Annotated in this window: 25 protein-coding genes; 12 read left to right on the top strand and 13 right to left on the bottom strand. The window is 61.1% G+C overall.

The annotated features are described in order from the left end of the window. The first annotated feature begins 80 nt into the window (after positions 1-80). The 3 genes from J5274_RS09420 to J5274_RS09410 all read left to right on the top strand — a co-directional run bounded on the left by J5274_RS09420 (position 81) and on the right by J5274_RS09410 (position 4,053). Positions 81-1,988 carry a hypothetical protein gene (locus J5274_RS09420; protein ID WP_142829887.1) on the top strand — a complete coding sequence of 636 codons (1,908 nt, stop codon included), beginning with the start codon at positions 81-83 and terminating at the stop codon, positions 1,986-1,988. A gap of 278 nt (positions 1,989-2,266) precedes the next feature. Further along, positions 2,267-2,704 (top strand): VirK family protein, encoded by a 438-nt coding sequence (locus tag J5274_RS09415; RefSeq protein WP_219274569.1) that lies wholly within the window; start codon positions 2,267-2,269, stop codon positions 2,702-2,704. A 122-nt stretch (positions 2,705-2,826) separates the two neighbouring features. Beyond that, positions 2,827-4,053: a cytochrome P450 gene (locus J5274_RS09410; RefSeq protein ID WP_161990956.1), complete on the top strand. Its 1,227-nt coding sequence runs from the start codon at positions 2,827-2,829 to the stop codon at positions 4,051-4,053. A 45-nt stretch (positions 4,054-4,098) separates the two neighbouring features. Here the strand turns inward: J5274_RS09410 and J5274_RS09405 are convergent, their stop codons facing one another. The 3 genes from J5274_RS09405 to J5274_RS09395 all read right to left on the bottom strand — a co-directional run bounded on the left by J5274_RS09405 (position 4,099) and on the right by J5274_RS09395 (position 7,159). Further along, positions 4,099-4,521, bottom strand: a complete 423-nt coding sequence (locus J5274_RS09405) for a GNAT family N-acetyltransferase (protein ID WP_142824492.1) — start codon at positions 4,519-4,521, stop codon at positions 4,099-4,101. Positions 4,522-4,665: 144 nt separating this feature from the next. Next, the gene (locus J5274_RS09400) at positions 4,666-5,670 is read right to left on the bottom strand and encodes a peptidoglycan-binding domain-containing protein (RefSeq protein ID WP_142824366.1); all 1,005 of its coding nucleotides are present in this window, start codon (positions 5,668-5,670) and stop codon (positions 4,666-4,668) included. Then, positions 5,642-7,159 carry a HAMP domain-containing sensor histidine kinase gene (locus tag J5274_RS09395; protein ID WP_205470415.1) on the bottom strand — a complete coding sequence of 506 codons (1,518 nt, stop codon included), beginning with the start codon at positions 7,157-7,159 and terminating at the stop codon, positions 5,642-5,644. The genes J5274_RS09400 and J5274_RS09395 overlap by 29 nt, the downstream gene beginning before the upstream one ends. Positions 7,160-7,628: 469 nt before the next feature. Between J5274_RS09395 and J5274_RS09390 the strand changes: the two genes are divergently transcribed. Beyond that, complete coding sequence (locus J5274_RS09390) at positions 7,629-8,099, top strand: DUF5330 domain-containing protein (RefSeq protein ID WP_142824364.1); 471 nt, start codon at positions 7,629-7,631, stop codon at positions 8,097-8,099. A 201-nt stretch (positions 8,100-8,300) separates the two neighbouring features. Further along, positions 8,301-8,723, top strand: a complete 423-nt coding sequence (locus tag J5274_RS09385; protein ID WP_142824363.1) for a SufE family protein — start codon at positions 8,301-8,303, stop codon at positions 8,721-8,723. A 42-nt stretch (positions 8,724-8,765) separates the two neighbouring features. Here the strand turns inward: J5274_RS09385 and J5274_RS09380 are convergent, their stop codons facing one another. From J5274_RS09380 to J5274_RS09360, 5 genes are all read right to left on the bottom strand, one after another. Then, entirely contained in the window at positions 8,766-9,452 is a 687-nt protein-coding gene (locus tag J5274_RS09380; protein WP_142824362.1) for a YkgJ family cysteine cluster protein, read from the bottom strand. A gap of 476 nt (positions 9,453-9,928) precedes the next feature. Continuing rightward, positions 9,929-10,783, bottom strand: coding sequence for a DUF6456 domain-containing protein (locus J5274_RS09375; protein ID WP_224128049.1), 855 nt, complete (start codon positions 10,781-10,783; stop codon positions 9,929-9,931). Beyond that, complete coding sequence (locus tag J5274_RS09370) at positions 10,773-11,201, bottom strand: helix-turn-helix domain-containing protein (protein ID WP_224128051.1); 429 nt, start codon at positions 11,199-11,201, stop codon at positions 10,773-10,775. The genes J5274_RS09375 and J5274_RS09370 overlap by 11 nt, the downstream gene beginning before the upstream one ends. Positions 11,202-11,412: 211 nt before the next feature. Further along, entirely contained in the window at positions 11,413-11,841 is a 429-nt protein-coding gene (locus tag J5274_RS09365) for a MucR family transcriptional regulator (RefSeq protein ID WP_142824361.1), read from the bottom strand. A 771-nt stretch (positions 11,842-12,612) separates the two neighbouring features. Next, the gene (locus J5274_RS09360; RefSeq protein ID WP_307877633.1) at positions 12,613-13,119 is read right to left on the bottom strand and encodes an N-acetyltransferase family protein; all 507 of its coding nucleotides are present in this window, start codon (positions 13,117-13,119) and stop codon (positions 12,613-12,615) included. Between the two features lie 195 nt (positions 13,120-13,314). On the opposite strand from J5274_RS09360, the gene J5274_RS09355 reads away from it, so the two are divergent. Next, on the top strand, positions 13,315-13,857 hold the full coding sequence (locus J5274_RS09355) for a hypothetical protein (RefSeq protein WP_219274567.1): 543 nt from the start codon (positions 13,315-13,317) through the stop codon (positions 13,855-13,857). Here J5274_RS09355 and J5274_RS09350 read toward each other — a convergent pair. Continuing rightward, positions 13,829-14,500 carry a hemolysin III family protein gene (locus J5274_RS09350; RefSeq protein ID WP_142824490.1) on the bottom strand — a complete coding sequence of 224 codons (672 nt, stop codon included), beginning with the start codon at positions 14,498-14,500 and terminating at the stop codon, positions 13,829-13,831. The two genes, J5274_RS09355 and J5274_RS09350, sit on opposite strands and share 29 nt — an antisense overlap. 139 nt (positions 14,501-14,639) lie before the next feature. Between J5274_RS09350 and J5274_RS09345 the strand changes: the two genes are divergently transcribed. Both J5274_RS09345 and J5274_RS09340 read left to right on the top strand, forming a co-directional pair. Next, positions 14,640-15,071, top strand: coding sequence for a putative toxin-antitoxin system toxin component, PIN family (locus tag J5274_RS09345; protein WP_219274566.1), 432 nt, complete (start codon positions 14,640-14,642; stop codon positions 15,069-15,071). Continuing rightward, positions 15,068-15,319: a hypothetical protein gene (locus tag J5274_RS09340; protein ID WP_142829893.1), complete on the top strand. Its 252-nt coding sequence runs from the start codon at positions 15,068-15,070 to the stop codon at positions 15,317-15,319. The genes J5274_RS09345 and J5274_RS09340 overlap by 4 nt, the downstream gene beginning before the upstream one ends. Positions 15,320-15,326: 7 nt before the next feature. On the opposite strand, the gene J5274_RS09335 is transcribed toward J5274_RS09340, so the two are convergent. Both J5274_RS09335 and J5274_RS09330 read right to left on the bottom strand, forming a co-directional pair. After that, positions 15,327-15,872 carry a GNAT family N-acetyltransferase gene (locus J5274_RS09335; RefSeq protein WP_161990957.1) on the bottom strand — a complete coding sequence of 182 codons (546 nt, stop codon included), beginning with the start codon at positions 15,870-15,872 and terminating at the stop codon, positions 15,327-15,329. 95 nt (positions 15,873-15,967) lie between these two features. Beyond that, complete coding sequence (locus J5274_RS09330) at positions 15,968-16,381, bottom strand: universal stress protein (protein ID WP_142824355.1); 414 nt, start codon at positions 16,379-16,381, stop codon at positions 15,968-15,970. A gap of 276 nt (positions 16,382-16,657) precedes the next feature. Between J5274_RS09330 and J5274_RS09325 the strand changes: the two genes are divergently transcribed. The 3 genes from J5274_RS09325 to J5274_RS09315 all read left to right on the top strand — a co-directional run bounded on the left by J5274_RS09325 (position 16,658) and on the right by J5274_RS09315 (position 20,185). After that, positions 16,658-17,521, top strand: a complete 864-nt coding sequence (locus tag J5274_RS09325; protein WP_142824354.1) for a VOC family protein — start codon at positions 16,658-16,660, stop codon at positions 17,519-17,521. Positions 17,522-17,679: 158 nt separating this feature from the next. Next, positions 17,680-18,849 carry an AI-2E family transporter gene (locus tag J5274_RS09320; protein WP_142824353.1) on the top strand — a complete coding sequence of 390 codons (1,170 nt, stop codon included), beginning with the start codon at positions 17,680-17,682 and terminating at the stop codon, positions 18,847-18,849. Between the two features lie 40 nt (positions 18,850-18,889). Continuing rightward, a complete protein-coding gene (locus tag J5274_RS09315) occupies positions 18,890-20,185 on the top strand; it encodes an FAD-binding oxidoreductase (protein WP_142824352.1) in 1,296 nt (431 codons plus the stop codon). On the opposite strand, the gene J5274_RS09310 is transcribed toward J5274_RS09315, so the two are convergent. Both J5274_RS09310 and J5274_RS09305 read right to left on the bottom strand, forming a co-directional pair. Further along, positions 20,182-21,012 (bottom strand): polysaccharide deacetylase family protein, encoded by an 831-nt coding sequence (locus J5274_RS09310; protein ID WP_142824351.1) that lies wholly within the window; start codon positions 21,010-21,012, stop codon positions 20,182-20,184. The genes J5274_RS09315 and J5274_RS09310 overlap by 4 nt on opposite strands. A 161-nt stretch (positions 21,013-21,173) precedes the next feature. After that, positions 21,174-21,560, bottom strand: coding sequence for a DUF930 domain-containing protein (locus J5274_RS09305; protein WP_142824350.1), 387 nt, complete (start codon positions 21,558-21,560; stop codon positions 21,174-21,176). A gap of 272 nt (positions 21,561-21,832) precedes the next feature. Here J5274_RS09305 and J5274_RS09300 point away from each other — a divergent pair, with 272 nt between their 5' ends. Then, positions 21,833-23,926 (top strand): S9 family peptidase, encoded by a 2,094-nt coding sequence (locus J5274_RS09300; protein WP_142824349.1) that lies wholly within the window; start codon positions 21,833-21,835, stop codon positions 23,924-23,926. Positions 23,927-23,947: the final 21 nt, after the last annotated feature.

Genomic DNA, 23,947 nt, shown 5'->3' with positions numbered 1-23,947 from the left:
GGCGCAGTGTGTACTTATAGTAGCATTCATTTCAGATTTACCTCTAAAATTGCAACCTTCTTTGAAAAGGAGACGTGCATATGACGATGTCTGTTGTCTACAGAAGCCTGCAGGGGCTTGGACTTGCCCTGACGATACTGGTGGGGCTGACGGGGCTGGCGCCGTCGGGCGTTGCAGCCGAAAGCAGGCGGCCCCTCAGCGCAGCGGCCGCCGCGAGGCCGATCCCGATGCTTTCCGCCAGGCAATTTCGCCGCCAGGAAGACTGGCGCGCTACCATCGCCACCGTTCCGCAGCCGAAGAAGGGCTGCTTTACGGCCAAGTATCCTTCGACCCACTGGCAGGAAGTGCAGTGCGTGGCGGCGCCGAAACAACCGATGCCACCGCGCTCCGGCATCGTGCCGCAGACTGTGGGCAACGGCAACGACATCGCGGCGCAGGCACCCGGCGGCTTTATCATCAGCGCCTCGGGATCGTTCGATACGTTGACCAATGTCACCAGCGAAAGCGGCCAGATCGGCGCCGCCGGGCCGATGATCCCCAACACCTACACGCTGCAGATCAACACCGATTTCTTCAAGACCGGCGTCTGTGCGCCGTCTCCGAACCCGAACTGCCGCGGATGGGAGCAGTTCGTTTTTGAAAACAACAATGCTTCGCACCGTGCCTTCATCCAATACTGGCTGATCAGCTACAACACGACATGCCCGGTCGGCTGGACGCAGTTTGCCGCCGGTGCCGAAATCTATTGCGTGATCATCAGCAACTCCAGCGGCGCTGTTTCCACCCCGGCGGTGCCGGTGACCAGTCTTGGACAGGTAACGCTCACGGGTATGGCGGGGCCAAGCGGCGACAGCGTGATCATGACCATCAGTGGCACCGCATTTTTGCGGGTTGGCGACAACGCCGTCAATGCATCCGGCGGCTGGACGATTGCCGAATTCAATGTGCTCGGTGATGGCGGCAGCGCTGTCGGCGTCGGCAGCCAGGCAACCTTCAATGCAGGAGCATCGCTGCAGACGAGGACGCGGATCACCTATGGCGGCACTGCGCCCCCGAACTGCGTCGCGCAAGGGTTCACCGCCGAGACCAACAACCTGAGTTTCGGGCCGAATGCGCCGGCAAGCTCCGGACCGGGACCGGCAATCGCCTTCAACGAAAGCACAGCCGGCGGCAGTCCGTCGAATTGTGCCGCCTCGACTGCAGTCGGCGATACCCACCTGACGACGCTCAGCGGCCTCCTCTACGATTTCCAGGCTTCCGGCGATTTCCTGCTGCTGCAGACGGGGTCCGGTTTCGACGTGCAGAACAGGCAGGTATCGGGTGCTCCGAACTGGCCAAATGCCGCTGTCAGCTCGGCCGTCGCCGCGCGGTTCGGAAAGACGCAGGTTGCTGTCTGCACCAAGCCGCAGGCCGTGTTCATCGACGGAAAGTTCGTCAATGTCAGCGAAAAGACGCCGGTTTCGCTGGCCGATGGAACGCAGGTTACCCGGAGCGGCGACATCTACATTGTTCGCGGTGCCTCCGGCGACTGGCTGCAGGCCGGCATCAATCCGGCCAATGGCACCGACTACATCAACGTCAAGGTCGGTCTCGGCCAGTGGCCGGTGGAGGCTCACGGCCTGCTTGCCAACGTCAAGGAAGACCCGAACCTGCTCGCCACGCGGGAGGGGGAAGTTCTGAAAAATCCGTTCTCGTTCAAGGAACTCTACAGTTCCTACGCCAATAGCTGGCGTCTGAAATCGGGGGAATCGATGCTGAATGTCTGCGGCGAACGGACCATGGCCGATATCCCGAAGGCGCCCTTCTCCTCCCGGGATCTGGACCCGAAAACGGCGAAGAACGCACAGAACGCCTGTGCACGGGCTGGCGTCAAGGAAGGCCCGCTGCTGGAAGCCTGCCTCATCGACGTGGCAATGATCGGTAACCCAGCCGCCGCCAATATCCACGCGGAAACCGAAGCGCCTAAGGCCCTGGGGCGGCTGAGGTAAGCAACCAGGCATTCGTTGGGCATCGCAAGCCCTATGCCCTCCCCGTTGCCGGCCGCCCATCACGGGCGGCCGGCTTTACTTTGTGCGGTTGCCAAGATCTTGCTTCAGCAAGCCCTAACATACAACCGATGCACGATCATCGATCTGTTATATCGCAGTGCTAAATTTGACCCTGGTGCGACGAAATTCGGTTTCGCAGCACCTGTTTTGAAGGACGCGGGCGTTCTTTATCGACAACGCACCGCCGACCTTCGCTATTGCTAGTTAAGGGTCTGATTATGAAACGTTTCCTTGCCGTACTTCTTCTGGCTGCCCAGCCACTGGCAGCAAGTGCTGCTCCATCGGGCGGCCACTCCATGTCTCTCCCCGCCGTCGAAAATGCGCTGGTCAAAGGCAGATCGGTCGCTGTGTCTCTCGACCTCGGTCGTTGCACCTCCAGCAGCGGCGATGAGAAGCCAAGCAAGACACGCGGCGGACTGAAGATCGAAGCCTTCCGGATTATGGACGACGGAACGCTGGCTTTTGCAGATGAGCATATGACGCTGGATCTCGAGGGAAAGCCCATCGTCCAGCTTTTACGATACAGGGTCCACCCGGATAAAAATGCCGAATTCACGATGACGGTGTTCAGCCTTCCCGGCTACACGCAGGTCGGCACTCCCCGCAGTTTCACCTGCAAGATCGACGACGGGATGAGCTTTTTCACCGCCCGCTGAATTGCGGGGCGTGATCCTGATCCGCCTGTTGCACAGCCGCTGCGGCTGGCAACAGTTTTGGCGCGCCTTGCGCAAGCGTTGCCCCGATGCGGACTGCCAGAAGTCAACATGACAGGAATTCGATGACCGGTTTCAAATCATCCAGCGGATCCGATGCCAGCAACGTCCCGACGCTGTCGATGCAAACCCTCGCCAGCAATCCACACGAGGTTTATCGCCACTTTCGAGGCGAACTGCCGTTCATCCGGTCGGAAGCCGGCGTGTATCTGGTCCTGCGCGCCGATGATGTTCTCAACCTCCACAGCGATGCCAAGACGCGGCAGGTGGAAACAGAGCTGATCACTCTGCGGGGCGTCAAGGACGGGCCGATCTGGGATTTCATGACAAACGGCATGCTGACCTCGAATGGCGATGCTCATATGCGGCGGCGTTCGCCGATGGCAAAGACATTCGCATTCCGGATGATTGCCGCGCTGCGCCCGCATATCAGGCAGACGATTTCCGAGATTGCGGATGCCGCAACGCCCAAGGGCGGCATGGACATGCTCGACGACTTCTCCACGGTTATTCCGGCGAGGGTGATTGCGTCGATCCTCGGTCTGCCGCGAGATGACGTGGGCAGATTTTCAGAGATCGTCTACCGGTTCAGCCCGCTGCTGGGCGGCTCCTGGCTTACGCAGGACGTGCCCGAATTGCAGCAGGCAGCGGGCGATCTTCGGCGCTATGTCGGGGAGATCGTGACCAGGCGCAGCCGTGACAAGGCGAATGATTTCGTCAGCGAGTTTATGTCCAACGTCGAAGAAGAGGGATCGCTGACGGCCGAGGAAGCCATCACCCAGATCATGACCCTGATCGTCGGCGGCAGCGACACGACCCGCTCGGCGATGGTCATCCAGCTCTCCCTGCTCCTCCAGAATCCGGATCAATGGCACGCGGTCGTCAAAAATCGCGATCTGGTGCCGAACGCGGTTCTCGAGTGCCTTCGCTACGAGCCGGCAATCGGCTCGGTGCCCCGCGTCACCACGATGGATATTGAACTCGACGGGCGGGTTCTGCCAGCGCATAAAGCGTGTTCGCTGGTCACCATGTCCGCCCTCAGGGACGAAAAGCTATATCCGGAACCGGAGCGCTTCGACATCACCCGCGAGCAGCTGAAATGGCATCCGGTTTTCGGCGGAGGCGCGCATCGTTGTCTCGGTGAAGCGCTGGCGAGGGCAGAGCTGGAGGAAGCCCTCACCGTGCTCGCCGAGCGCTTTCCCGACATCGAAGCCGCCGGTGAGTTTCCGAAGGTCAGGGGCTTCTCGGGCATACGCCAGGTCCAGAACTTCGCCGTCAATTTGAATGCGTAAGGCCGGTGTTTCTTCCATGCGGAACAGGTGGCCGGCGTGGCAGGGTCACGAAGCGGGATCGCTGCCGAGCGCTGCGAGTGCTTCACCATCCAGACGGTAGTAAATCCTGTCCGTTTTGCGCGTGCCGCCTGTTTCGTCGTAGAAGGCGAGAAGCCGTTCGTTGGCAGCGTCTGCCGTCCAGTCTATGCGGACGAGGCCCCTCTCGCCTGCGAGCATGGCCAGCGTCCGCATCAGCGAGCGTCCGACGCCCTGCCCCCGACAGGCGGCACCGACGTAGAGTTCCTTCAGGAATATGCCGGGCTTGAGGCCGGCTCCGGGATAGGTCGAACTGAAAGCGCAGAGGCCGACGACCTTGCCGCCGTCTTCGGCAACCAGAATTTCTGAGCCTGCCGGCCGGGCGCGCAATTGCTGCAGAATGTCCGACGTCGGCGGGCAGAAGACTTTATAGTGCGCCTGCATTTCCTCCATGAGCGCGACCAGACCTGCTTCGGCGGGATCGTTTGCTTCGAGCAGGCGGATTTCGACAGCCACCTCATATCCTCCAAAAGACACTCATTGGGGTTCTGCAAGGCTGATCCATTCAGCGGCAGCAACGTTACCACCGCAACCCGATCACAGGGCGCCGATCTCGCGGAGTTTTTTCAAGACGGTGCCGTCGGGTTCGCCGGTTTCCGGCAGACGGTAGTGTTTCTGGAAATGGAGGATGGCAGTGCGGGTGCTCTCGCCGGCCACGCCGTCGATGCTGACATTGCTGTAGGCGATGTTGCTCAGGCCCTTCTGGATCTGCATCACCATCGTCGCATTGGCCACCGGATCGGGCACCGGCTTTTTGGCCGGCGTCGCGGAGGCGGTCCTGACCGATGCAGTCTTGACGTCCTTTTCCGAGCTCATAATGGCGGCGGCAACCGGATCGGCGGCAGCAGCATTCGATGAGATGTCCGCCGGCGGCTTCTCGGCTGGCACGGCGACGCCTGGCTTGGCATCCGCCTTCAGCGCGGCCAGCAATTGCTCGCTCGCCTCGCCCGTCTGTTTCAGCCCGGCGGATTGCTCGAAGGAGAGGATGGCAGCCGTGGTGCGCGGTCCGATGATGCCGTCAGCCGCGCCGTTGTAGAGGCCACGGCGGACCAGTTCGGCCTGCACCTGCGAGACAACGTTGCCCGGCTCGGCGACGGGAGCCTGCGCCGTTGCGACAGGTGCTGCCGCGGCTGGTACCGGCGGCGCGGATGTCGCCGTGTCGTCCGGGCGTTCGATGCGGAACGTGGTGGTATCGGCGGGGTCGTGGCGGGCGCTGCTAAACGGCTTGCGTCCGGCCAGCTGGTAGGGCGATGACGCGTCGCGGGTGCGGAAGAACGGCGACGGGTGGTTGCCGGGCTGGTACCAGAGCGCGTTGGTGGCGATAAAGCTGAAGATCACGGCGAAGGCCATGGTGCCGCCTGCGGTCGCGGGATAGCGGGCGATGACGCCGCCGAGGTGGCCGGCGCCGCGCAGGGTAGCGCCACCGACGAGGCCGGCACCGCGCAGACCGAGACTGCCAACGGCCACCGCACTGCGGGACGCGAGCCCGGACTGCTGCCGTTTGCCCTTTCCCTTAGGCGATTTTCGCTTTCGCGTGGCCATAGACTGCTTCCTTGCTCTGTGTTTCCAAATGCTCCACGGAACGGAGACGCGGCGGGAATTCCACCGGCTGCTGATCTTCTGCCGTCTGCACCAGCGTGCCGTCAAGCGGTACCAGCACGGTGACCACAGTTCCATGACCGGGCGTACTGGCGATACCGAAGCTGCCGCCATGCAACGCCACCAGTCCCTTGACCAGCGACAGGCCAAGGCCCGTGCCCTCGTAGCGGCGGGAATGTTCGCTATCGATCTGCACGAAAGGCTGGCCGAGCGAGGCGAGCCGTTCGGGCGCAATACCGATGCCGGTGTCGCTGACGCAGATCTTCAGCATGTCGCCGGCCCGCGTCGCGTCGACCGTGACGGCGCCGCCGGCATCGGTGAACTTGATGGCATTGCCAACGAGGTTGATCAGCACCTGCTGGATGGCCCGCTGGTCGGCAACGACCTCGCCGAGATCGCGCTGGATACGGCTTGCCAGTTTCAGGCCCTTGTTCTTTGCCTGCAGCGACAGCATCGCCTCGCAGGACTTGATGGCGGAGGCAATCGGGAACGGCTCGACGATCAGCTCGTAGCGGCCGGACTCGATCTTGCTCATGTCGAGCATGGCATTGACGACGGAGAGCAGGTGGGCACCGGAATCCCGGATCAGGCCGACATATTCGCGCTGACGGTCGTTTTCCAGCCGACCGACATATTCGCCGGCCAGCATGTCGGAAAAGCCGAGGATGGCGTTCAGCGGCGTACGCAACTCGTGGCTGACGGCGGCAAGGAAGCGCGACTTGGCGTCGTTCGCCGATTCCGCCTCTGCCGCCTTGCGGGTCTCGGCGTCGCGCTGCTGCTGTTCGCGGCCGATGTCGCGGGCCTGGGCGACGATGTCCGTCAACAGGCCATCGGCATCGCGACGGGCTGTCATGTCCATGCTGATATGGGCGAACTGGTCGCCATCGATGGCGCCGGCCGGGCGGTCGAGCCGGAGACGGATGGCAACGGCGTCGGAGCCCTGGCGGATGGCATCAAGTGCCTGCAGGAAGACGATCCGGTCGGAAACGTGGACCTGCTCGAAGAAGCCGCGGCCAAGGACCGGACGCATCCAGCCGAGGAACGCGGCACGGTCGCGTCCGCCGACAGTGGTGACGACACCCTGTGCGTCAAGCAGCAGGACAAGACCGGCGGCGGCCTCGAGCATCAACTCCTGGCGCTGGATAATGACGGGTGCTTCGATTGGCAGCGGTCTCTGGCGCGAAAGGGCGATGCTGCCGACTGCGGAAAACAGGAAGGCGGCGCAGACGGTGGCAACGCCGACCGGCAAGGCGACGGCTGGCGTGGTGAGGAAAGACAGGCCGCACGGCACCACAATCAGCGCCAGCGACGACAGCAGCGCAACGCGCCGCAGGATCGCCAGCTCTTCGCCGCGCACCTGCCCGTCGCCCGACGTCCGGGAGAGCCAGCTTCCGCCGGCCCTGTCGACAAGGGCGATCGCCTTTTCAGCCATTTTACTCAATACGCGCACACCAAAATCCGCACAAAAGGCGTCTATTTCTGTCCCGATAATAGGCGTTGCGCGCTTAAGGAAAGGATAAGCCGAAAGGCCCAATCCACCGCTGAAAAGCCGGAAAATCCCGTTTTGACGCATCGAAAGGATGCATCGGTTTTTGTAGTTAACAGGGGGTAAGCGATGGATTTCGCTGCTTTTTCGTGTTTTCGTTAAGGTTTGTGGCAGGCGATGGGAGCGCAACCCCCGGCATTCTCTGGAGATGGCCTGCAACATGCTTAACGGCGGCCACGACAATTTGACTTAAATGTGCATAAAATGCCGATAGCTCGCATTTGAACTAAATTGGCCTCAAATGCCTTCTAGTTTTGAAAAGCGATGTCAGCATCTGCGGACTAGGTTTGTTTCAACCGGGAAGACCGGATCGATTCGGCTCCAAGACCGAACGAAAAACAGGATGGGCAACACGATGTGGTTTCTGATCAAGACAGCCTTCTGGTTCTCGCTGGTACTGGTGCTTCTGCCGGTTTTCTCCTCGCAGAGCACGACCCGGACCCAGAACAACCCGCAGGTCCAGATGTCCGACGCCGTTACGGCAGCAACGGGCGCCTTTCAATATGTAACGTCGCTGTGCAGCGAGAAGCCCGAGATTTGCGTCAAGGGCGGCGAGACTTTCACGGCGCTCGGCTATAGAGCCCGCGAAGGCGCACTGGTCGCCTATGAGATGATCGACCATCAGCTTTCCGGCAAGCCGGCCGATAAGACTGCCAGCAACGCCGGTACAACAGATACGTCCCGCCAGCAGGTCGCCGTCGCCGCACCGCAGGCAGAGCCCGATATGCAGCCGATGCCGCCGAAACTCGGCAGCGACGCCAACGACAGCGTTTTCACCGGCACCATCATCCACGTTCCGGTGCCGATGCGCCGCCCGGTCCTCTGAGCCGACATCAATTCCGCGACGCCGGGCAAGTCTCCGGTGGCGCCTCCCCTTTACCCTGACGTGCCGTGCCTGCCCTGTTAAACTCCCAGCATGTTGCTGCGCCGTGTGGACTTGCTCCGCACGGCGTTCTTTTTTCCGCGCGGGTTCAAATCGCCGTTGCTTTCGCCTATATGCCAGTCTCAGAGACAGTGGACGTATGCGATGACCAGCCTTGACAAAATCATGGACGATTTCACCTTCCTCGAGGACTGGGAGGATCGCTATCGCTATGTGATCGAGCTCGGCAAGGCGCTGCCGGACCTGCCGGAAGAACAACGCACGGCTGCCAACAAGGTACAAGGCTGTGCCAGCCAGGTCTGGCTCGTCAGCCACACCGAAGACGGGGCCAAGGATCCGGTCATGACCTTCGAGGGTGAATCCGACGCGCATATCGTCCGGGGGCTGGTCGCCATCGTGCTCGCCACCTATTCCGGCAAGCGCGCCTCCGATATCGCCGATCTCGATGCCATCGAGGTGTTCAGCAAGATCGGGCTGGTCGAACACCTGTCGTCGCAACGCGCCAACGGCCTGCGCTCGATGGTCAAGCGCATCCGCGAGGAAGCGCGCGACAAGGTCGCCGCCTAGGTTTTCCGTCCCGGATAGTACGATCGCATGGCCTGATCGCTTTCAGCCGGCCAGCTGCTGCAGCAGGGCTGCCGAGAGCCCCTGTTGCTGGCCGGGCAATCCGCGGCGCCGGGCCGTTTCTTCCAGCGCCCTTGTCGCGAATTCATAGAGACGGTAGCGCGCCGGGTTTTGATCGACACCGCCGCCATCCGGGTTGTCCCCGAACACTACTTGCTGGCAGCGCGGCAGGGAGGTCGAGGTGAAGCTTCGACAGGAAAGCGGGCGAACCGCATAGACCGTGCAACTGCCGCCGTCGTCGAGCAGTGCACAGGGCGTCCGCAACAGCTGCGGTGTCGGCGAGGCCGCATCGGCTGCAACTTTCGCCTCCAGCCGCAAAACCAGCTTTTCGCGCTCGATGACCGTGAAGTTACTCTCGACATGAGCAGCGATCACCTCGGCCACGCCGGGCGGCACCGCGACGAACAGGTGACAGCAGGGGCTGCATCCTTTCGAACAGGCAAAGTGCGGCTGGCCGGCGAAATTGCTCCGAACGGTGTCGACAGCAGCGTCCGCCACCGACATGGCGGTCAACGCCGCATCGGCCATGTCGGAGGCGCTGTCGAGCGTCTCAAGGAGCACCGCGTAGAACTCCGCGAACATCGCATCGTAGCGCTGCGTCACCATCCGCGTCAGCTCGCCGACGGTGGCGATATCCTCCATGATGCGCAGCCGGGCCTCGTCGTGATCCATCGATGTCTTGACCTGTCATGGAGACCGCAGCAAAGCGCAAAATGCGGGCTGCGGGATCTGGCCTATCCCTCGCCCGACGATTCGTCGAGTCGCGCAGGGATTGCTTTCCGGTTGCGTTATCCAGCTATCAGAATCGTGATGGCACTCCCTTGCGTTTCAGCAAAACACTGCGCTTCACCTCGCTCAAACGATTAACCATGCCTTTAACCATAGATTGAGATCGGACGGATGAATGATCGCAAGCGAGCCCAACGCGCAAACGCATAAATATGTAACCTAGACGCGAACGTTACGAACGCATCATCGCCCTCGTTCGAGCTCAAAACATCCCCAAAAAAACGTCATTTCACTGAACGAAAAGTCAACGGGAGACAGTCGCTATCTCCTCGAACGCCTGAAACTGGACATGACATTGCGAATCCCGGACAGAAAAGCGGAAGCCGAAAGCTCGATTTCCGGCTCAACGAGCGGGCCGGCTAGAGTAGATCCGGTCGATATCCTTCCGCTCCCCAGTGCTGCGTGGTGGAATTCTTCTGAGATCGAGGTGGCGTATAGTGTCGCGAAAGCGTCAGCAGCGCGGTACGCAGCATCAGCTTGGCAGAGCGCGCAGGCCATTGCCTTTCGCGCTCGACGGTCGTCAGGCCTTTCGTGAAACAGCAGATATCGAGCGCGACACCGCTGAGTTCTGGACCCATCGCGGCGATGGCGCGGTTGACGGCAAGACGGGCCGCCATGGCGCTGTCTGCGACGTCAGCCATGCCGCCGCGCCCGCCCTTGGCCGAAGTCGCAAGGCGCGGCTCCCACGAGGCAGTGACGCGCGGCTGCAACTGTCCACGATTGAAATCGGACGCAAGCTTTTCCCCGGCAGCGAGAGCCGCCTCCGGCAGGAAAGGCGCGCCATTGCGGTCTTTTAACCGGGAAAGCGCGGCAAGCGGCGATTCCGCCTGATCGAAACGCACTCTCTGCCTGGCGCCGTCGACCTCTGCAGTCGTGGAAACGATTTCGGCGTGCTGGGCCAGGAACTCCTCTTCCGTATCGGCGGCTGCGCGACGCAGGAAGCTACGTGCCGGCGGCAACAACATCAGGTACTTGGCCGTCTCCAAAGGCCCCGCTGGCGCGTCAGCCGCCGATAATGGTGGGGTCGAGGGGCTGTCGGTGACGAGGCCTGCAGCCATAGCCCAGTCGATCAGCCCGGTGGCGCTGAACTGCCGGCGTCCGTCCACACTTTGGAGCACCACGCCGCCGGGCTCGGGTATCATACCCGCACCGGCGCCGATGAAACGCAGCAATCTGACCAGCGACTTACGGGATGGGGGTGTCCTAGTGCTCATCTGCAGCCGCCTCCGAAGCTGCAAACACCGAGCCGGCCAGACGTTCGACGGACTCGACGAAAGCGTCATAGGCCTGGTCGTCGCGCCTGCCCTCCACGATCCTCAGGGAATAGGCCACTGTGCTGCGGTCGCGCCCGAAGGCGTCGGCGATATCGGCGATGGGGATCTGCAGCGCGACGTGGCAGACATACATGGAGATCTGGCGGATATGCCACATCGTCCGGCGCCGGTCTCGCCGGTGCAGAGTGCGCTCGCTGACCAGCGCCGACATCTCGCCGGCCATACGGTTGACGATACCGCAGGTGGCGTCGACCGAGAGAAAGCCGCGGCGAACGGGCACGAGCGCCGTGCCCGACAGCACCGTTGGCAGCGGAATGATCGCAGGAAGAGAGACGGGAACGAGGGGATCGATGGACATGCGCAAACTCCTTTTTAGGAATTTATTCACACATCGACGAAGATAGCAAGAACCAACAATTGATAGACGCCAGCATTATTTTGCTGAATTAAATGATTAAATTGAAAATCACCCTCAATATTAATGGGATTATTTTCCTTAAATGTCGAAACTTTCCCACAAAAAAACCGGGCTCGAGGCCCGGTTCAGTGTTGCTGTGTATCTTTGATGGTCAGCGGGCGCGCTTGCGGCGCTGGCCGAGACCCATTTCCTTGGCGAGGCGCGAACGCGCTTCGGCATAGGCTGGCGCGACCATGGGGTAGTCCGCCTGCAGGTCCCACTTTTCGCGATAATCTTCCGGCGACAGGGAATGATGCGTCATCAGGTGGCGCTTCAGCGACTTGAAACTGCCGCCGCATTCCAGGCAAGTGATCTGGTCGTCCTGTACGGACTTGCGTACGGAGACGGCAGGCTTCTGCTTTTCAACAACAGCCACGGCGGCGACCGGTGCCGAGGTGCCGCTGAGCGCGGAATGCACGTCGGAAATCAGGTGTGCGAGGTCGCTTACGGGAACAACGTGATTGCTCACGTAGGCGGCCACGATGTCGGCCGTCAGTTCAACCAGCAAGTCAGCGCCGGCACCAAGAACCGCGTCTGTCATTCAAATTCTCCTATTCACATTTTTTCAGAGACAAGCCGCTCTGGCTCGCCTCAGTTCCGGTCAGCGTCGCGGCGACATAGTCTTTCGCGACACAACTGCATGTGACTTCAAGACACCCCCAAGTCTTGTCCCCGCATAAACAGCAAATTGTCTACCAACGAATCGGCGTGCCGACTTTGAACGCCCAAAGATGGACCAACGACCCCTTGGGTAAAACCCGTTGCAATAAGCTTCAAGCATCAATGGCGTAATCGAGAGTTCAAAAGCACGTCAAATTCGACTTGCAATGAATTATCACTGTCGGCGTGAAAGTCCAGTCACCACAGAGAACAATTCGTGTGCTAAATTCAGACACCTTGGGAAATGTAAATGTAATTATACTTCGAATTTTCAACTTGAAGGAAAATTAACAGATTATGAAATAGGATCTCGGTTGCAATGTTTCAGACGGTCGAATCCGTTATTCTATGCAGGAACAGACACCCAAAATAACAAAGCAAACCTACCTATTTGCGTACGAACAAATGATCCCTGAAAGAACGCCGCGTCAAGTTGTAAATGCTTGAGCCCCGGAAATCGCCGGTGCAGGGTCCAGTGTTGTCTCGCGACGTATTCAACCGGCAGTTAAGCTGCCAGATACTGCAGGGTGCACTTCTCCCTGCACTCGCGGGACAGCAGATGTAGCGACGGGACCTTGTCGCCCTGCCCCGGCTTGTTGGCCAATGGCTGGCTGCAAGCACATGGACAGCAAGCCGGAGCATGGCCCCACGGTCAGGACAGTATCCGCAACTCCATGCAGGTCAGATCGAGCCAACGACCGAACTTGATGCCGACTTCCGAAAACGTCCCGACGACGCGAAATCCGAGTTTTTCGTGCAGGCGGATGGACGCTGCATTCTCGGCCTCGATGCCAGCGATCATGACATGGACATTGCCGGCAGCGGCTCGCTCGATCAGGGCTCGCATCAGTTGCTCGCCGATCCCCGCGCCACGCGCCTCCGGGTCGACATAGACCGAATGCTCGACGGTGTGGCGGTAACCGTCGAAGGCGCGCCAGTCACCGTATGACGCGTAGCCGGCGACCTTGCCGGCGACAATCGCGACCAGCACCGGATAGCCCTTGGCGACGCGTGCGTTCCACCACTGGCGGCGGTTGTCGACATCGACCAGCACCTCGTTCCAGATCGCCGTGCTATGCTCGACGGCGTGGTTGTAGATGTCGCGGATTGAGGCCAGATCGGCGTCGACGGCATCGCGCAAAAGGATGGGGGCGGTCACGGCACACTCCGTTTTAGGACGATCGACGGCATACGCCGCGCCATGACCAAAGTAAATCTGCCGCTCTTGCATGGCTGCCGCCGCGATGACTTATCCTTGGGCAATTCGCCATATTAATTTTTCAAGACTACGAGATTCTTGGCTCGAAATAGGCTAAACAATAGACATCCTTTGTTCTCGCCATCCGGAAAACGCATGTTGTCGCGCCTTGCCGCCTGTCTGCTCCTGTCTGCAGTGTCTGCGCTCTCGACCGGGCATGCTCATGCAAGCGAATGGTGGCCCTACGACAACAGCCGTTTCGGCTACAGCATCGAACTGCCGCCCGGTTTCGGGCTTACCCTTCTTGCCAATCACGGCGACGGACTTTCCCTGGCGCCGGCCGACAAATCCGCCCGCTTGCTGGTATTTGCCACCCCCGCCTTCAGCAGCGATTTTCAGAGCGAGGCGAAGACGCGTCTGGTGCTGGCGAGGCAGGATGGCTGGCAAGTGTCTTTTTCGAAAACGACCTCGCAAGGCTTCAGCTTCACCGGCATCAAGCGCGACAGGCTGGTCTACGGACGCGGCGTTGCGCTCTGCAACGGGGCTTCGGCCTTTTTCCAGATGGACTATGCCAAGGCGGAAATGCAGCGCTACGATGCCGTGCTGATGCGGCTGGTGCGCAGCCTCAAGGCAACCGAAAAATGCAATGCCGGCAGCCAGAAGCCGCCGTTCAAAGGCTCGCTGGCGGCGACAGGGTGAAGCAGGTCATGACCGCCGCATAGTGGATGCCGGCGGCCGTCAGCACGAAAGCGTGCCATATGGCGTTCTGGAACCGCAGCTTTTCCCAGACGTGAAAGATCACGCCCAGCGAATAGACGACACCGCCGACGACGATCAGCAGCATCGAGACGGACGGGATCCGGGCTGCCACAGGTCCTGCCACCAGCACGCCGCTCCAGCCCATGGCGAGATAGAGCAGGATCGCCAGCCTGTCGTAGCGACCGGGAAATCCGCATTTCAGCACGATGCCGATCGCAGCGAACACCCACAGGGCGATCAAAGTCGACAGCAGCAGCGGATCGTCGGATCCGCGCTCGAGAAACGGCGTATAGGTGGCAGCGATCAGCACGAAGATTGCCGAATGATCGAACCGCCGCAGGATCCACTTGGTCGGCGAGACCGGCCAGATGTTGTAGGAAAACGACATGGTGAGCGTCAGCACGAGGCCGAGGCCATAGATCCAGGCAGCGGCGATTTCGCCCCCGGATCGCCACAGCGTCGCATAGACGACCAGCACCGTGGCGCCGATCAGTGCCAGAACGACGCCGACGCCGTTGACGATGCTGTCTGCAATGATTTCGGATTTGTCGTAAGTCCAGCGGATACCCTTGAACTCCGCCACCGGTGAATGTGCGTCGCGATTTGCCATGCCGAATGGTGCCATCTCATGGATTTCGGGGCAAGCGTTGGGAGGCGGAGAATAGGGTTGCATCCGCTGTTATCAGGCTTGCGTGATATCATATACGATATTACCTTGAACCATGATCGTTGCAGATGCCAATGTCATTCTACGCGGAATTCGTTCGCGGGACGGAGCATCCGGCTTCGTTCTAAGAGAGATGCTTTTGCGGTCCATTCCGTTTGCAATGTCACCAGCGGTTGTGTTGGAATACGAGGATGTTCTCAAAAGGCCCGGACTAGCCGGATTGTATACATCGGCAGTAGAGATCGATGTCATTCTTGACGCACTATGTGCCATGGCAACTTTGATACGGCCGTGGTTCCGCTTTCGGCCATTCCTGGATGATCCGAAAGACGACCTGATTGTCGAATGCGCCTTGGCAGCTGGAGCGAATTTGATCGTCACGGATGATCGCCATTTTCGACATCCGTCAGTTTCGGTATTCGGCCTGACAGCTCTTTCGGCAAAAGATTTTGTCCGCCTGTACAAACGAGAAAGGAAAGTCACATGAGCCAATATCCGTTGCGGCTGCCAGACTATCTGATGGAGCAGGCCAAGGAAGCCGCCGCCGAGGAAAATGTCTCGGTGAACCAGATGCTTTTGTCGCTGATATCCGAGGGCATGGGAAACCGCCGGGCTTTCAAAAGTCTGAAGCGGAGGGCGGCGCGTGGCGATCCGGCGCAGGCACTGGCGATTCTCGACCGGCTTGAAAGCCAGCCCCCGGAGAAGGGCGACGAAATGCCCGAAGACGCGGGCTGAGGCCAACTCACCCCCACTCAGCCACGCCCTCCCCATCGTCACCCCCGTCAAGCGCGCGGCGGAAGATGAAGTTTTCGTGGCGCTCGCCGTCCAGTTCGAAGTCTGTGGAACCGGCGCTTTGGAAGCCATGTCTTTCGTAGAAGGCGATGGCATCGGCGTTTTCGTGGTTGACGGACAGCCAGGCGGCATCGGCACCGCGGCGATGCAACGTTTGGAGCGCCCGGTTCAGCAGTTGCGTCCCGATGCCCCGGCGCAGGAAGTGTTCCTGGACGTAGAGCGTGGCAATTTCCGACTGCAGCCGGTCGTCGGACGGACACGGCGCGCTGAAGGCGAGGCGCACATAGCCGACGAGATGGGCGCCTTCGCAGCAGACTACGAATATCTGCTGCTTGTCCTCGAGGGCCTGAAGGAACTTGTCTGCCGTGAACTCCGATAGGACATAGGTCGAAAGTGCGGTCCGGACGCCGCGCTTGGCATAGGTATGGAGAAAAACCTGTGTCGTCAGCGCTGCCAGATTGGCGGCATCGTCTGCTACAGCCTCACGAAACTCCATTCCGCCTTCCCCTACCCTCGGTGCTTTCCGGCGGTAGCCGATAGCATACTCCGACAGAGAAAGAGAGAGAGAGCCGTATTTCCTCCTTCGCTCCCCTATCCACGTTCGACGAGGACGGAGCATTTGGCGTGGCGGACGACGCGGTCGGCGGTTGCGCCGAGAAAGTAGTTCGACAGGTCGGGTATGTGAGATGAGACGATGAGGAGGTCTGCCTCATGTTTCTCGGCAGCTTTCAGGATCGCTGCTGCCGGCGAGCCGGTGCGGACTTCGACGAGAGCCGGAACAGCGAGGCGCTTGCAGAGATCCTGGAGCTTCAGGTCGGCGTCGCCGATAGCGTCGGTGACGAAATCCTGCGGCAGGTCGAGGATGAGAGAGCTCGGTATATCCTCCACGACATTCAACGCGACGATCTCGCCGCCGGCATCGAGCAGTTCCATCGCGCGCCGCAGCGCTGGCTCACCCTTCGCAAGGGTTCCGATATCGATGGCCACGATGATCTTCTTGTACATGCTTCTGCCCCTTTGGACGCCCCGTTGCTTTCCATGACCACCCTAACGGCGCGGACCCGACAATCCCTTGATCGAGGTCAAAGGCTGCCAGCGTCAACAAGGCCAGCGTCAACAAGGGATGCACGCTTCATCGTCAAAAACACATCTTCTGCGAACGACGGTTATCGGCCATATAAGATGGCGAAGGCGGTGGCGGGACCTCGGGTCCTGCCAGCCGTCCCATCGATGCCGCCTCGCGCGACGGATATAATACCCGGACACCGGGCAGGAGATTTCATGACCGAGACCGCACCGTCCTATGCGCTGACGCGCCCAGCCTATGTCGGCCAGTCGCATCTGGTCGTCAGCGACCTGCCACTGGTTTCCGGCTTCTACCAGTCTATGCTCGGCCTGAAATCGATGGAAAAAAGCGCCAGCGGCGAATTGCTCGGCGTTGGCGGAAAGCCGCTGCTGTCGCTTACCACCGACAAAGCAGCCAGGCGCGCGCCACAGAATACCGCTGGCCTGTTTCACACCGCCTTCCTGCTGCCCAACAGGACCGAGCTGGCCCGCTGGCTGCGCCATGCTGCCCACAACAACGTCCAGCTGCAGGGCGCTTCCGACCATCTCGTCAGCGAGGCCATCTATCTCGCCGATCCGGAAGGCAACGGTATCGAGATCTATGCCGACCGCGCCCACGACCTTTGGAAGTTGCAGACCGACGGCATGATCGAAATGGCGACACTGGCGCTGGACCTGCAGAAGCTCTACGAAAGTGCGCCACAGGACAGCTGGAACGGCATGGCGGACGGCTCGGCCATCGGCCATATCCATCTGCAGGTCGGCAATATCCCGGAAGCGGATGCTTTCTATCGCGACGTCCTCGGCCTGAAGATCATGGCGCGCTATCCCGGCGCCAGCTTCTTTGCCAGCGGCGGCTATCACCACCATGTCGCGGCCAACATCTGGAACAGCCGTGGCGCCGGCGTCCGAACGGAGAACATGACCGGGCTGTCCGACTACACGCTTCGCTTCAACGACAGCGCCGCTTTGGACGCAGCCGTCAGCAAGCTCGATGGCCTCGAAATCCGCCACGAAAAACGCGACGGCGGGGTGTCGCTGAGAGACCCCTGGGGTATCGGCCTGACGCTCACCGCATAGGGCGTTCCGCCCTCCCGGCGGGCAGTTGGCGGCGCTGTAGAAATCGCTGCCGATGCCGCGGAAGCGGCTACAACCTTTAGCTTACCGCTCTCGGGAACCCGCAGTGCGTTTGCGCGTTATGGCTGCGAGGCGCTGGGGCTTCCGGAACGTTCACAAAAATGGGCATTGCCAACGGTATACGTAAGCAGACACGCAAGATTGCCATAGAACGCGAGATGCGATTGAGCAGCTGGGCCAACTCGCTGAAACAGGCGACCGAGCAGATGGATGGTGGGGCACCCATGCGCCGGGTCGAGAAAGACGGGCTCGATGTCGCGTCCGCCTGGGCCATCATCGGCATTTTCCTGATCATGGCGGGAGCCGGCATCTACTTCATGTCGGTCATCCTCATTCCGGTGACGCTGGCAATCGTCGTCGGCATGATCCTCGGTCTGGTCGCCGAAAAGCTGAGCAAGCTCGGTGTCCCGCGCATTCTCAATGCGGTCCTTCTCTCGAGCTCCGTGGCGCTGATCATCTTCCTGATCATCAACAGCGTCGCCGGGCCGCTGGCAGCACTGGCAAGCCAGGGGCCCGACATGGTGCAGAACTCTATCGACCGCATCATGCCGTTCCTGCAGAAAATCCACTGGCTGCACATCACGCCGAAGACATTCGAGAGCGGGCCGATGTCGGCAGGGGCCCTGATCGAGCATACCGGCAGCATACTGCATGTCGTCACTGCGAACCTGACCCCGGCCATCGTCCAGGGGCTGGTGTTCTTTGCGGCGCTGCTGCTTTTTCTGGTCGGCCGGGTCACTCTGCGCAAGGCGATCATCATGGCGTTCAAGGGCCGGCCTGAACGGCTGGCGGCAATCCGCGTCATTAATGCTGTCGAGCAGGTGCTGGGCTATTATTTCGCCACGGCCTCGCTGATCTATATGGGGCTCGGCGTGATCATGACGGCCATCGCCTATTTCGGCGGGCTCAGCATGCCGGCGTTGTGGGGTGTGTTCGCGTTCCTGTCGAGCTTCGTACCGTTCCTCGGCATTACGCTCATGACCGTCGCGGTCGCCATTGCCGGTGTCCTCACCCATGACAGCATCCTTATCGGCCTTATACCCGCAGCGATTTTCTTCTCGGTCCACCTGACTATGGAAAACCTCGTCTTCCCGGCGGTGATGGGTCGCCAGCTCGAGCTCAACCCCTTCGTCGTGTTCGTCGCCATCATCTTCTGGACCTGGATGTGGGGCGCTGTCGGCGCGATGCTCGCCCTTCCCCTGTCGCTGATCGTCATGACCGTCATCAACGAAGTGTTCATCGAGGAAAAGCCGCAGCCGCAGCTTCCCTGACTGTCCTGCGCGCACGCCTTTTCCTGGAGCCAGAGACGAAATGCCGACCGACCTGCAGATGAACGCCACCGAACAGTCCGACCTCGTCACCGGCCGCGCCCCCTGGGGCCGGCTGGCTTTGCATCCGTGGTACAGCCCGTTGCGCGAAAACCTCTCGGTCGACGTGGCCATCGTCGGCGGCGGGATCACGGGATCGCTGATTGCCGAACACCTGACAGCGCGTGGCTATTCCGTCTGTGTGATCGACCGCGAAGAGCCGGGGCTCGGCAGCACTTCGGCAAGCACCGCGATGCTGATGTGGGAGCTCGATACATCGCTCTCCGATCTGTCGCTCTCCTACGGCTATGACAAGGCGGCCGCGATATACCGGCGCAGCGTCGTTGCTGTCTCGGGGCTCGGCAAGCTGATCGAGCGGCTGCAAATCCCCTGTGGCTACCGTCAGCGCTCGAGCCTGTATCTCACAAACAGCATCGGCGGCGCGCGTGAACTGCAGCAGGAACTGGCGCTCCGCAAGCGTGCCGGGTTGCCGGGCGAGTATCTGTCGCATCCCTACCTGATGACCGAATTCGAGATTGAACGCGACGGTGCGATCCTCTCGTCCGGCGCTGCGGAAGTCGATCCGCTGATGCTGGCCTGGGGACTGCTCGCAGTTGCCGTCAAGCGCGGCGCACAGCTGGTCAAAGCATCCGCCACGCGCATCCGCACGGAAGGCCGCTCCGCCGTCATCGAGACCGATGGCAGCCACGTGATCGAAGCCCGGAACGTGGTGCTCGCAACCGGCTATGCGATGCCCGGCATTCCGATGCCGAAGCTGCATCGCGCCACCTCGAGCTGGGCGATGGCGACAGTGCCGCAGGACCCGAACAGGCTGTGGCGCGACCGCGCGCTGATCTGGGAGGACAGCCACCCCTACCTCTACATGCGGACCTCGGCGGACAATCGCATCATCATCGGCGGCGAAGACGATGCGACGGTGCTGCCCGCCCTGCGCGATGCCAAGATGGCCGACAAGATCGACACCCTCAGCGAGAAGCTGAAGCGGCTCTGGCCACAGGCAGACACAACCGCCGAATACCGCTGGTGCGGCACGTTTGGCGAAACGGTGGACGGTCTGCCGCTGATCGGCCCTGTTCCCGACATGCCGAACGTAATTGCCGCCTACGGTTACGGCGGCAACGGCATAACCTTCTCGTTCATGGCCTCGCTGATGATCGGCGCACTGGTCGCAGACGAACGGCGCGACTGGTTCGACGATTTCGCGCTGGACCGCGAAGGCCCGACCTATCGGGGCTTTGCAAATGGCAACCCGATACCGGAGCGCGGGTTGCCGCTTTAGCGCGATGCCTGCTGGGTGGTGTTGTCGTCGCCCTGTACGGCGAAATCCTCCAGCCGGACGAACTGGACGCCGCGCGCCTTGAGGTCGAGGATGCCTTTGACGACGCCTTCGCCGGAGGAATGGGTCGGCTGGTTGATGTGCGAGATCAGCACGTCGCCGTCTTTGGCGCTGAGATACTGCTTCTCCACCACGGCAGCCGGCAGGGAGGCGCCGGCATCGCCGTTGATCGAATAGCCTGCCACCTCGAAGCCGAGCGCGCGGATCTGGGCGATGGCCGACAGGTCGTATTTGGCGGTTGCGCCGCGAAACCAGTGGGCCTGCGGGATGCCATGGGCCAGCATGGCATCGGAGCCGCCCTGCACTTCCTGGGCCACGGCTGCCGGCGAACCGGCAGCGGCGATGCCATAGACCAGCGTCGGGCGATCGACCGTCGGGATGTGGTTGAGGCCGTGGTTTTCAAGCTCGAACAGGTCCGAATGGGACATCATCAGCGCCAACGCATCCGGATTGGTGCGCAGCCAGCGGGCAGTGACGAAGATCGTCGCCGGTACATTCTGGTCGATCAGCGTGTTCAGAATCCGCATGTCGGTCTTGCCCATGCAGGCGTCGAAAGTCAGCGCCACGCGCGTTGCCGGCTTGCCGGCGCGCGCCACGTGCAGATGCGGTTCGACGAGTTTGACGCCCGGTGTGGAGGGGTTCGGCTTCGGGGCGAGCGGCGGGGAGACCAGCGCGGTTTGGACCGGGGCCGCCGGAAATGCGGAATTGGCGGACATGGCCGCGGGGATGGCGACAAGCAGGGCTGCGGAGGTCAGGAGCAGTCGGATCATGGGGCAGCCACCGTGTCAGGGACATCTGATTTCAAAGGGCGCCGGGGCACCAGTCCCTGCAATCCCATGGCAAGGCGACCGATCTGTGGCGCGACGGCATTGCTTTACTGCCAAACCCGGCAGAAGCAACAGCTTTCGGCTTCGAACAGGCGTCAAATGCCTCAGTCGTAGAGATAATGCTTCTGCCAATCGTCCCTTGGCACTTTCTCGCCGATCTGGAAACTCAGCGATTTCACGTCGATCTGCTCCGGGCCCGTCACGCAGTCGTATGTCAGGTGGTACCATTCGCCCTTGCTGCGAAAGACCGCGCCGGGTGCCTTGATCGTGTCTGCGGTCATCGACGGGTCGCCGAAGGTGTAGGCGATGACCTTGTCGGGATGGTAGTCCTTCTCGGCGGCGATGCGTTTCATCGCCTCGGTATCGCAACTCTGTTCCAGGCGCTCGGCAGGATCGAGCTTTTCCAACTGCTTCTTGATGGCGGCATCGACGGCGTAGGAGGTCGTGGCGAGGCAAACGGCGGGTACGAGGACGCCGATGAATTTCAGCATGAAAAGCACTTCCTTGGTTCAAGTCAGACTGAACTGACAATCGTTCGCGCAAACGCACGGTCGACTGCCGATTCAGATGTTTGTAACACTTCGTGAGTTTCGGAAATAATGTGGTGACATCATGGCGGGTGCGGCTGAACCTTGCCGTCATCCGCAGCCAACTGCCCGATCTTCGCACCGCGCCGCGGCGCTTATCGGCGACAAGTCGCTTGATCCGACACCGGCCGGTGTCTATCTCTCTGTCACCTCAGATCACCAGAAAGCGAACATACGTGTCGATATTCAAGCCTCTTCCGACCGCCCCCGTCGCGCCGAAGCGTCCGGTATCCGACACCCGCCACGGCATCACCCGGACGGACGATTATGCCTGGCTGAGAGCCGACAACTGGCAGGCGATGTTCAAGGATCCGTCCATCCTCGATGCCGACATTCGCAAGCATCTGGAGGCGGAAAACGCCTACATGAACGCGGCGATGGAAGACACCAAGGATATCCAGAAGGTACTGTTCGCCGAGATGAAGGGCCGCATCAAGGAGGATGATTCCTCGGTGCCGGTGAAGGACGGCCCCTTTGCCTACGGCACGCTGTTCGTCACCGGCGGCGAGCAACCGCGCTATTTCCGCGAGGCACGCGATGGCGGCGAACGCCAGCTGATGCTGGATGGCGACAAGGAGGCATCAGGCAAGGGTTACTTCCGACTGGCTGGGCTCGACCATTCCTCCGATCACAGTTTCGGCATCTGGGGCTATGACGACAAGGGGTCGGAGTATTTCACGCTCAAGGTCCGCGACCTTTCAACCGGCGAGGACTTGGCCGATGTTGTCGAGAACACCGGTGGCGGCGGCGTCTGGGCGCCCGACGGCAAGAGCTTCTTCTATTCGGCACTCGACGAGAACCACCGCCCGTCGAAAGTCTTCCACCACATCGTCGGCACACCGCAGGCAAGCGACCGGCTGGTCTATGAGGAGAAGGATCCGGGCTTCTTCATGGGCGTCGGCGGATCTCTGCTCGACGACTACATCTTCATCGACATCCACGACCACGAGACATCGGAATATCGCATCCTCTCGACCAAGGACCTGATGGCCGAGCCGAAGCTGGTGGCAGCCCGCGAGGAAGGTATCGAATACGAGATCGCCGAGGGCGGCGACGTGTTCTACATCCTCACCAATGACGGCGACGCGCTCGATTTCAAGATCATGCAGGCACCGGCAGCAACGCCGGAAAAGGAACACTGGACCGAGGTTGTCGCCCACAAGCCGGGCACGCTGATCCTGTCGCACATGGCCTATGCCCGCCATCTCATCTGGCTGGAGCGCAAGGACGGCCTGCCGCAGATCATCGTGCGCGACCGCGAGACCGGCGAGGAACATGCCATCGGCTTCGAGGAAGAGGCCTATTCGCTGGGCCTTCAGGGGGCGGCCGAATACGACACCGACACCATCCGCTTCTCCTATTCGTCGATGACCACGCCAAGCCAGCTCTACGACTACAACATGGTGACGCGCGAGCGCACGCTCCTGAAGACGCAGGAAGTGCCATCGGGCCACGACGCCAACGACTACATCACGCGCCGCGTCTTTGCGCCCGGCTGGGATGGCGTCGAGGTGCCGGTCTCGCTGCTTTACCGCGCAGACACGTTGCTCGACGGCACCGCCCCCTGCCTGCTCTATGGATACGGCGCCTACGGCATGGCCATTCCCGCCAGCTTCAGCACCAATGCGCTGTCGCTCGCCGACCGGGGCTTCATCTATGCCATCGCCCATGTCCGGGGCGGCAAGGACAAGGGCTTTGCCTGGTATGAAGACGGCAAGATGGACAAGAAGACCAACACCTTCAAGGACTTCATCTCGGCGGCGGATTATCTGAGCGAGAAGAAGTTCACCTCCTACACGAAGATCATCGCCGAAGGTGGCTCTGCTGGCGGCATGCTGATGGGCGCCATCGCCAACATGGCACCGGAAAAATTCGCCGGCATCATCGCCGCCGTGCCCTTCGTCGACGTGCTCAACACCATGCTTGACGACACGCTGCCGCTGACCCCGCCGGAATGGCCGGAATGGGGCAATCCGATCGATTCAAAGGACGACTACGACCACATCGCCAGCTACTCGCCCTATGACAATGTCGGCGAGAAGCCCTACCCGCCGATCCTGGCGCTGGGCGGCCTCACCGACCCCCGCGTCACCTACTGGGAGCCCGCCAAATGGGTCGCGCGCCTGCGCGAAAAGACCACCGGCGACGCCCCGATCCTGCTCAAGACCAACATGGACGCCGGCCACGGCGGCGCCTCGGGGCGCTTCCAGCGGCTGGAAGAAATCGCATTCGAGTATGCGTTTGCCCTGAAGGTCGTGGGGAGGATGTGAGGGGGCGGCTACCCTCACAGC

Source organism: Rhizobium sp. L51/94 (assembly GCF_019355555.1).
Lineage (GTDB): Bacteria > Pseudomonadota > Alphaproteobacteria > Rhizobiales > Rhizobiaceae > Rhizobium > Rhizobium rhododendri.
Note: the sequence above shows the minus strand (reverse complement) of the source record. Positions and strands in the feature narration are given on the sequence as shown.

What these genes read in the sequence shown, in the direction of transcription:
- J5274_RS09420 (WP_142829887.1), top strand. Translation starts at nt 81, where the DNA reads ATGACGATGTCTGTTGTCTACAGAAGCCTGCAGGGGCTTGGACTTGCC.
- J5274_RS09415 (WP_219274569.1), top strand. Translation starts at nt 2,267, where the DNA reads ATGAAACGTTTCCTTGCCGTACTTCTTCTGGCTGCCCAGCCACTGGCA.
- J5274_RS09410 (WP_161990956.1), top strand. Translation starts at nt 2,827, where the DNA reads ATGACCGGTTTCAAATCATCCAGCGGATCCGATGCCAGCAACGTCCCG.
- J5274_RS09405 (WP_142824492.1), bottom strand. Translation starts at nt 4,521, where the DNA reads ATGGAGGAAATGCAGGCGCACTATAAAGTCTTCTGCCCGCCGACGTCG.
- J5274_RS09400 (WP_142824366.1), bottom strand. Translation starts at nt 5,670, where the DNA reads ATGGCCACGCGAAAGCGAAAATCGCCTAAGGGAAAGGGCAAACGGCAG.
- J5274_RS09395 (WP_205470415.1), bottom strand. Translation starts at nt 7,159, where the DNA reads ATGGCTGAAAAGGCGATCGCCCTTGTCGACAGGGCCGGCGGAAGCTGG.
- J5274_RS09390 (WP_142824364.1), top strand. Translation starts at nt 7,629, where the DNA reads ATGTGGTTTCTGATCAAGACAGCCTTCTGGTTCTCGCTGGTACTGGTG.
- J5274_RS09385 (WP_142824363.1), top strand. Translation starts at nt 8,301, where the DNA reads ATGACCAGCCTTGACAAAATCATGGACGATTTCACCTTCCTCGAGGAC.
- J5274_RS09380 (WP_142824362.1), bottom strand. Translation starts at nt 9,452, where the DNA reads ATGGATCACGACGAGGCCCGGCTGCGCATCATGGAGGATATCGCCACC.
- J5274_RS09375 (WP_224128049.1), bottom strand. Translation starts at nt 10,783, where the DNA reads ATGAGCACTAGGACACCCCCATCCCGTAAGTCGCTGGTCAGATTGCTG.
- J5274_RS09370 (WP_224128051.1), bottom strand. Translation starts at nt 11,201, where the DNA reads ATGTCCATCGATCCCCTCGTTCCCGTCTCTCTTCCTGCGATCATTCCG.
- J5274_RS09365 (WP_142824361.1), bottom strand. Translation starts at nt 11,841, where the DNA reads ATGACAGACGCGGTTCTTGGTGCCGGCGCTGACTTGCTGGTTGAACTG.
- J5274_RS09355 (WP_219274567.1), top strand. Translation starts at nt 13,315, where the DNA reads ATGTTGTCGCGCCTTGCCGCCTGTCTGCTCCTGTCTGCAGTGTCTGCG.
- J5274_RS09345 (WP_219274566.1), top strand. Translation starts at nt 14,640, where the DNA reads ATGATCGTTGCAGATGCCAATGTCATTCTACGCGGAATTCGTTCGCGG.
- J5274_RS09340 (WP_142829893.1), top strand. Translation starts at nt 15,068, where the DNA reads ATGAGCCAATATCCGTTGCGGCTGCCAGACTATCTGATGGAGCAGGCC.
- J5274_RS09335 (WP_161990957.1), bottom strand. Translation starts at nt 15,872, where the DNA reads ATGGAGTTTCGTGAGGCTGTAGCAGACGATGCCGCCAATCTGGCAGCG.
- J5274_RS09330 (WP_142824355.1), bottom strand. Translation starts at nt 16,381, where the DNA reads ATGTACAAGAAGATCATCGTGGCCATCGATATCGGAACCCTTGCGAAG.
- J5274_RS09325 (WP_142824354.1), top strand. Translation starts at nt 16,658, where the DNA reads ATGACCGAGACCGCACCGTCCTATGCGCTGACGCGCCCAGCCTATGTC.
- J5274_RS09320 (WP_142824353.1), top strand. Translation starts at nt 17,680, where the DNA reads ATGGGCATTGCCAACGGTATACGTAAGCAGACACGCAAGATTGCCATA.
- J5274_RS09315 (WP_142824352.1), top strand. Translation starts at nt 18,890, where the DNA reads ATGCCGACCGACCTGCAGATGAACGCCACCGAACAGTCCGACCTCGTC.
- J5274_RS09310 (WP_142824351.1), bottom strand. Translation starts at nt 21,012, where the DNA reads ATGATCCGACTGCTCCTGACCTCCGCAGCCCTGCTTGTCGCCATCCCC.
- J5274_RS09305 (WP_142824350.1), bottom strand. Translation starts at nt 21,560, where the DNA reads ATGCTGAAATTCATCGGCGTCCTCGTACCCGCCGTTTGCCTCGCCACG.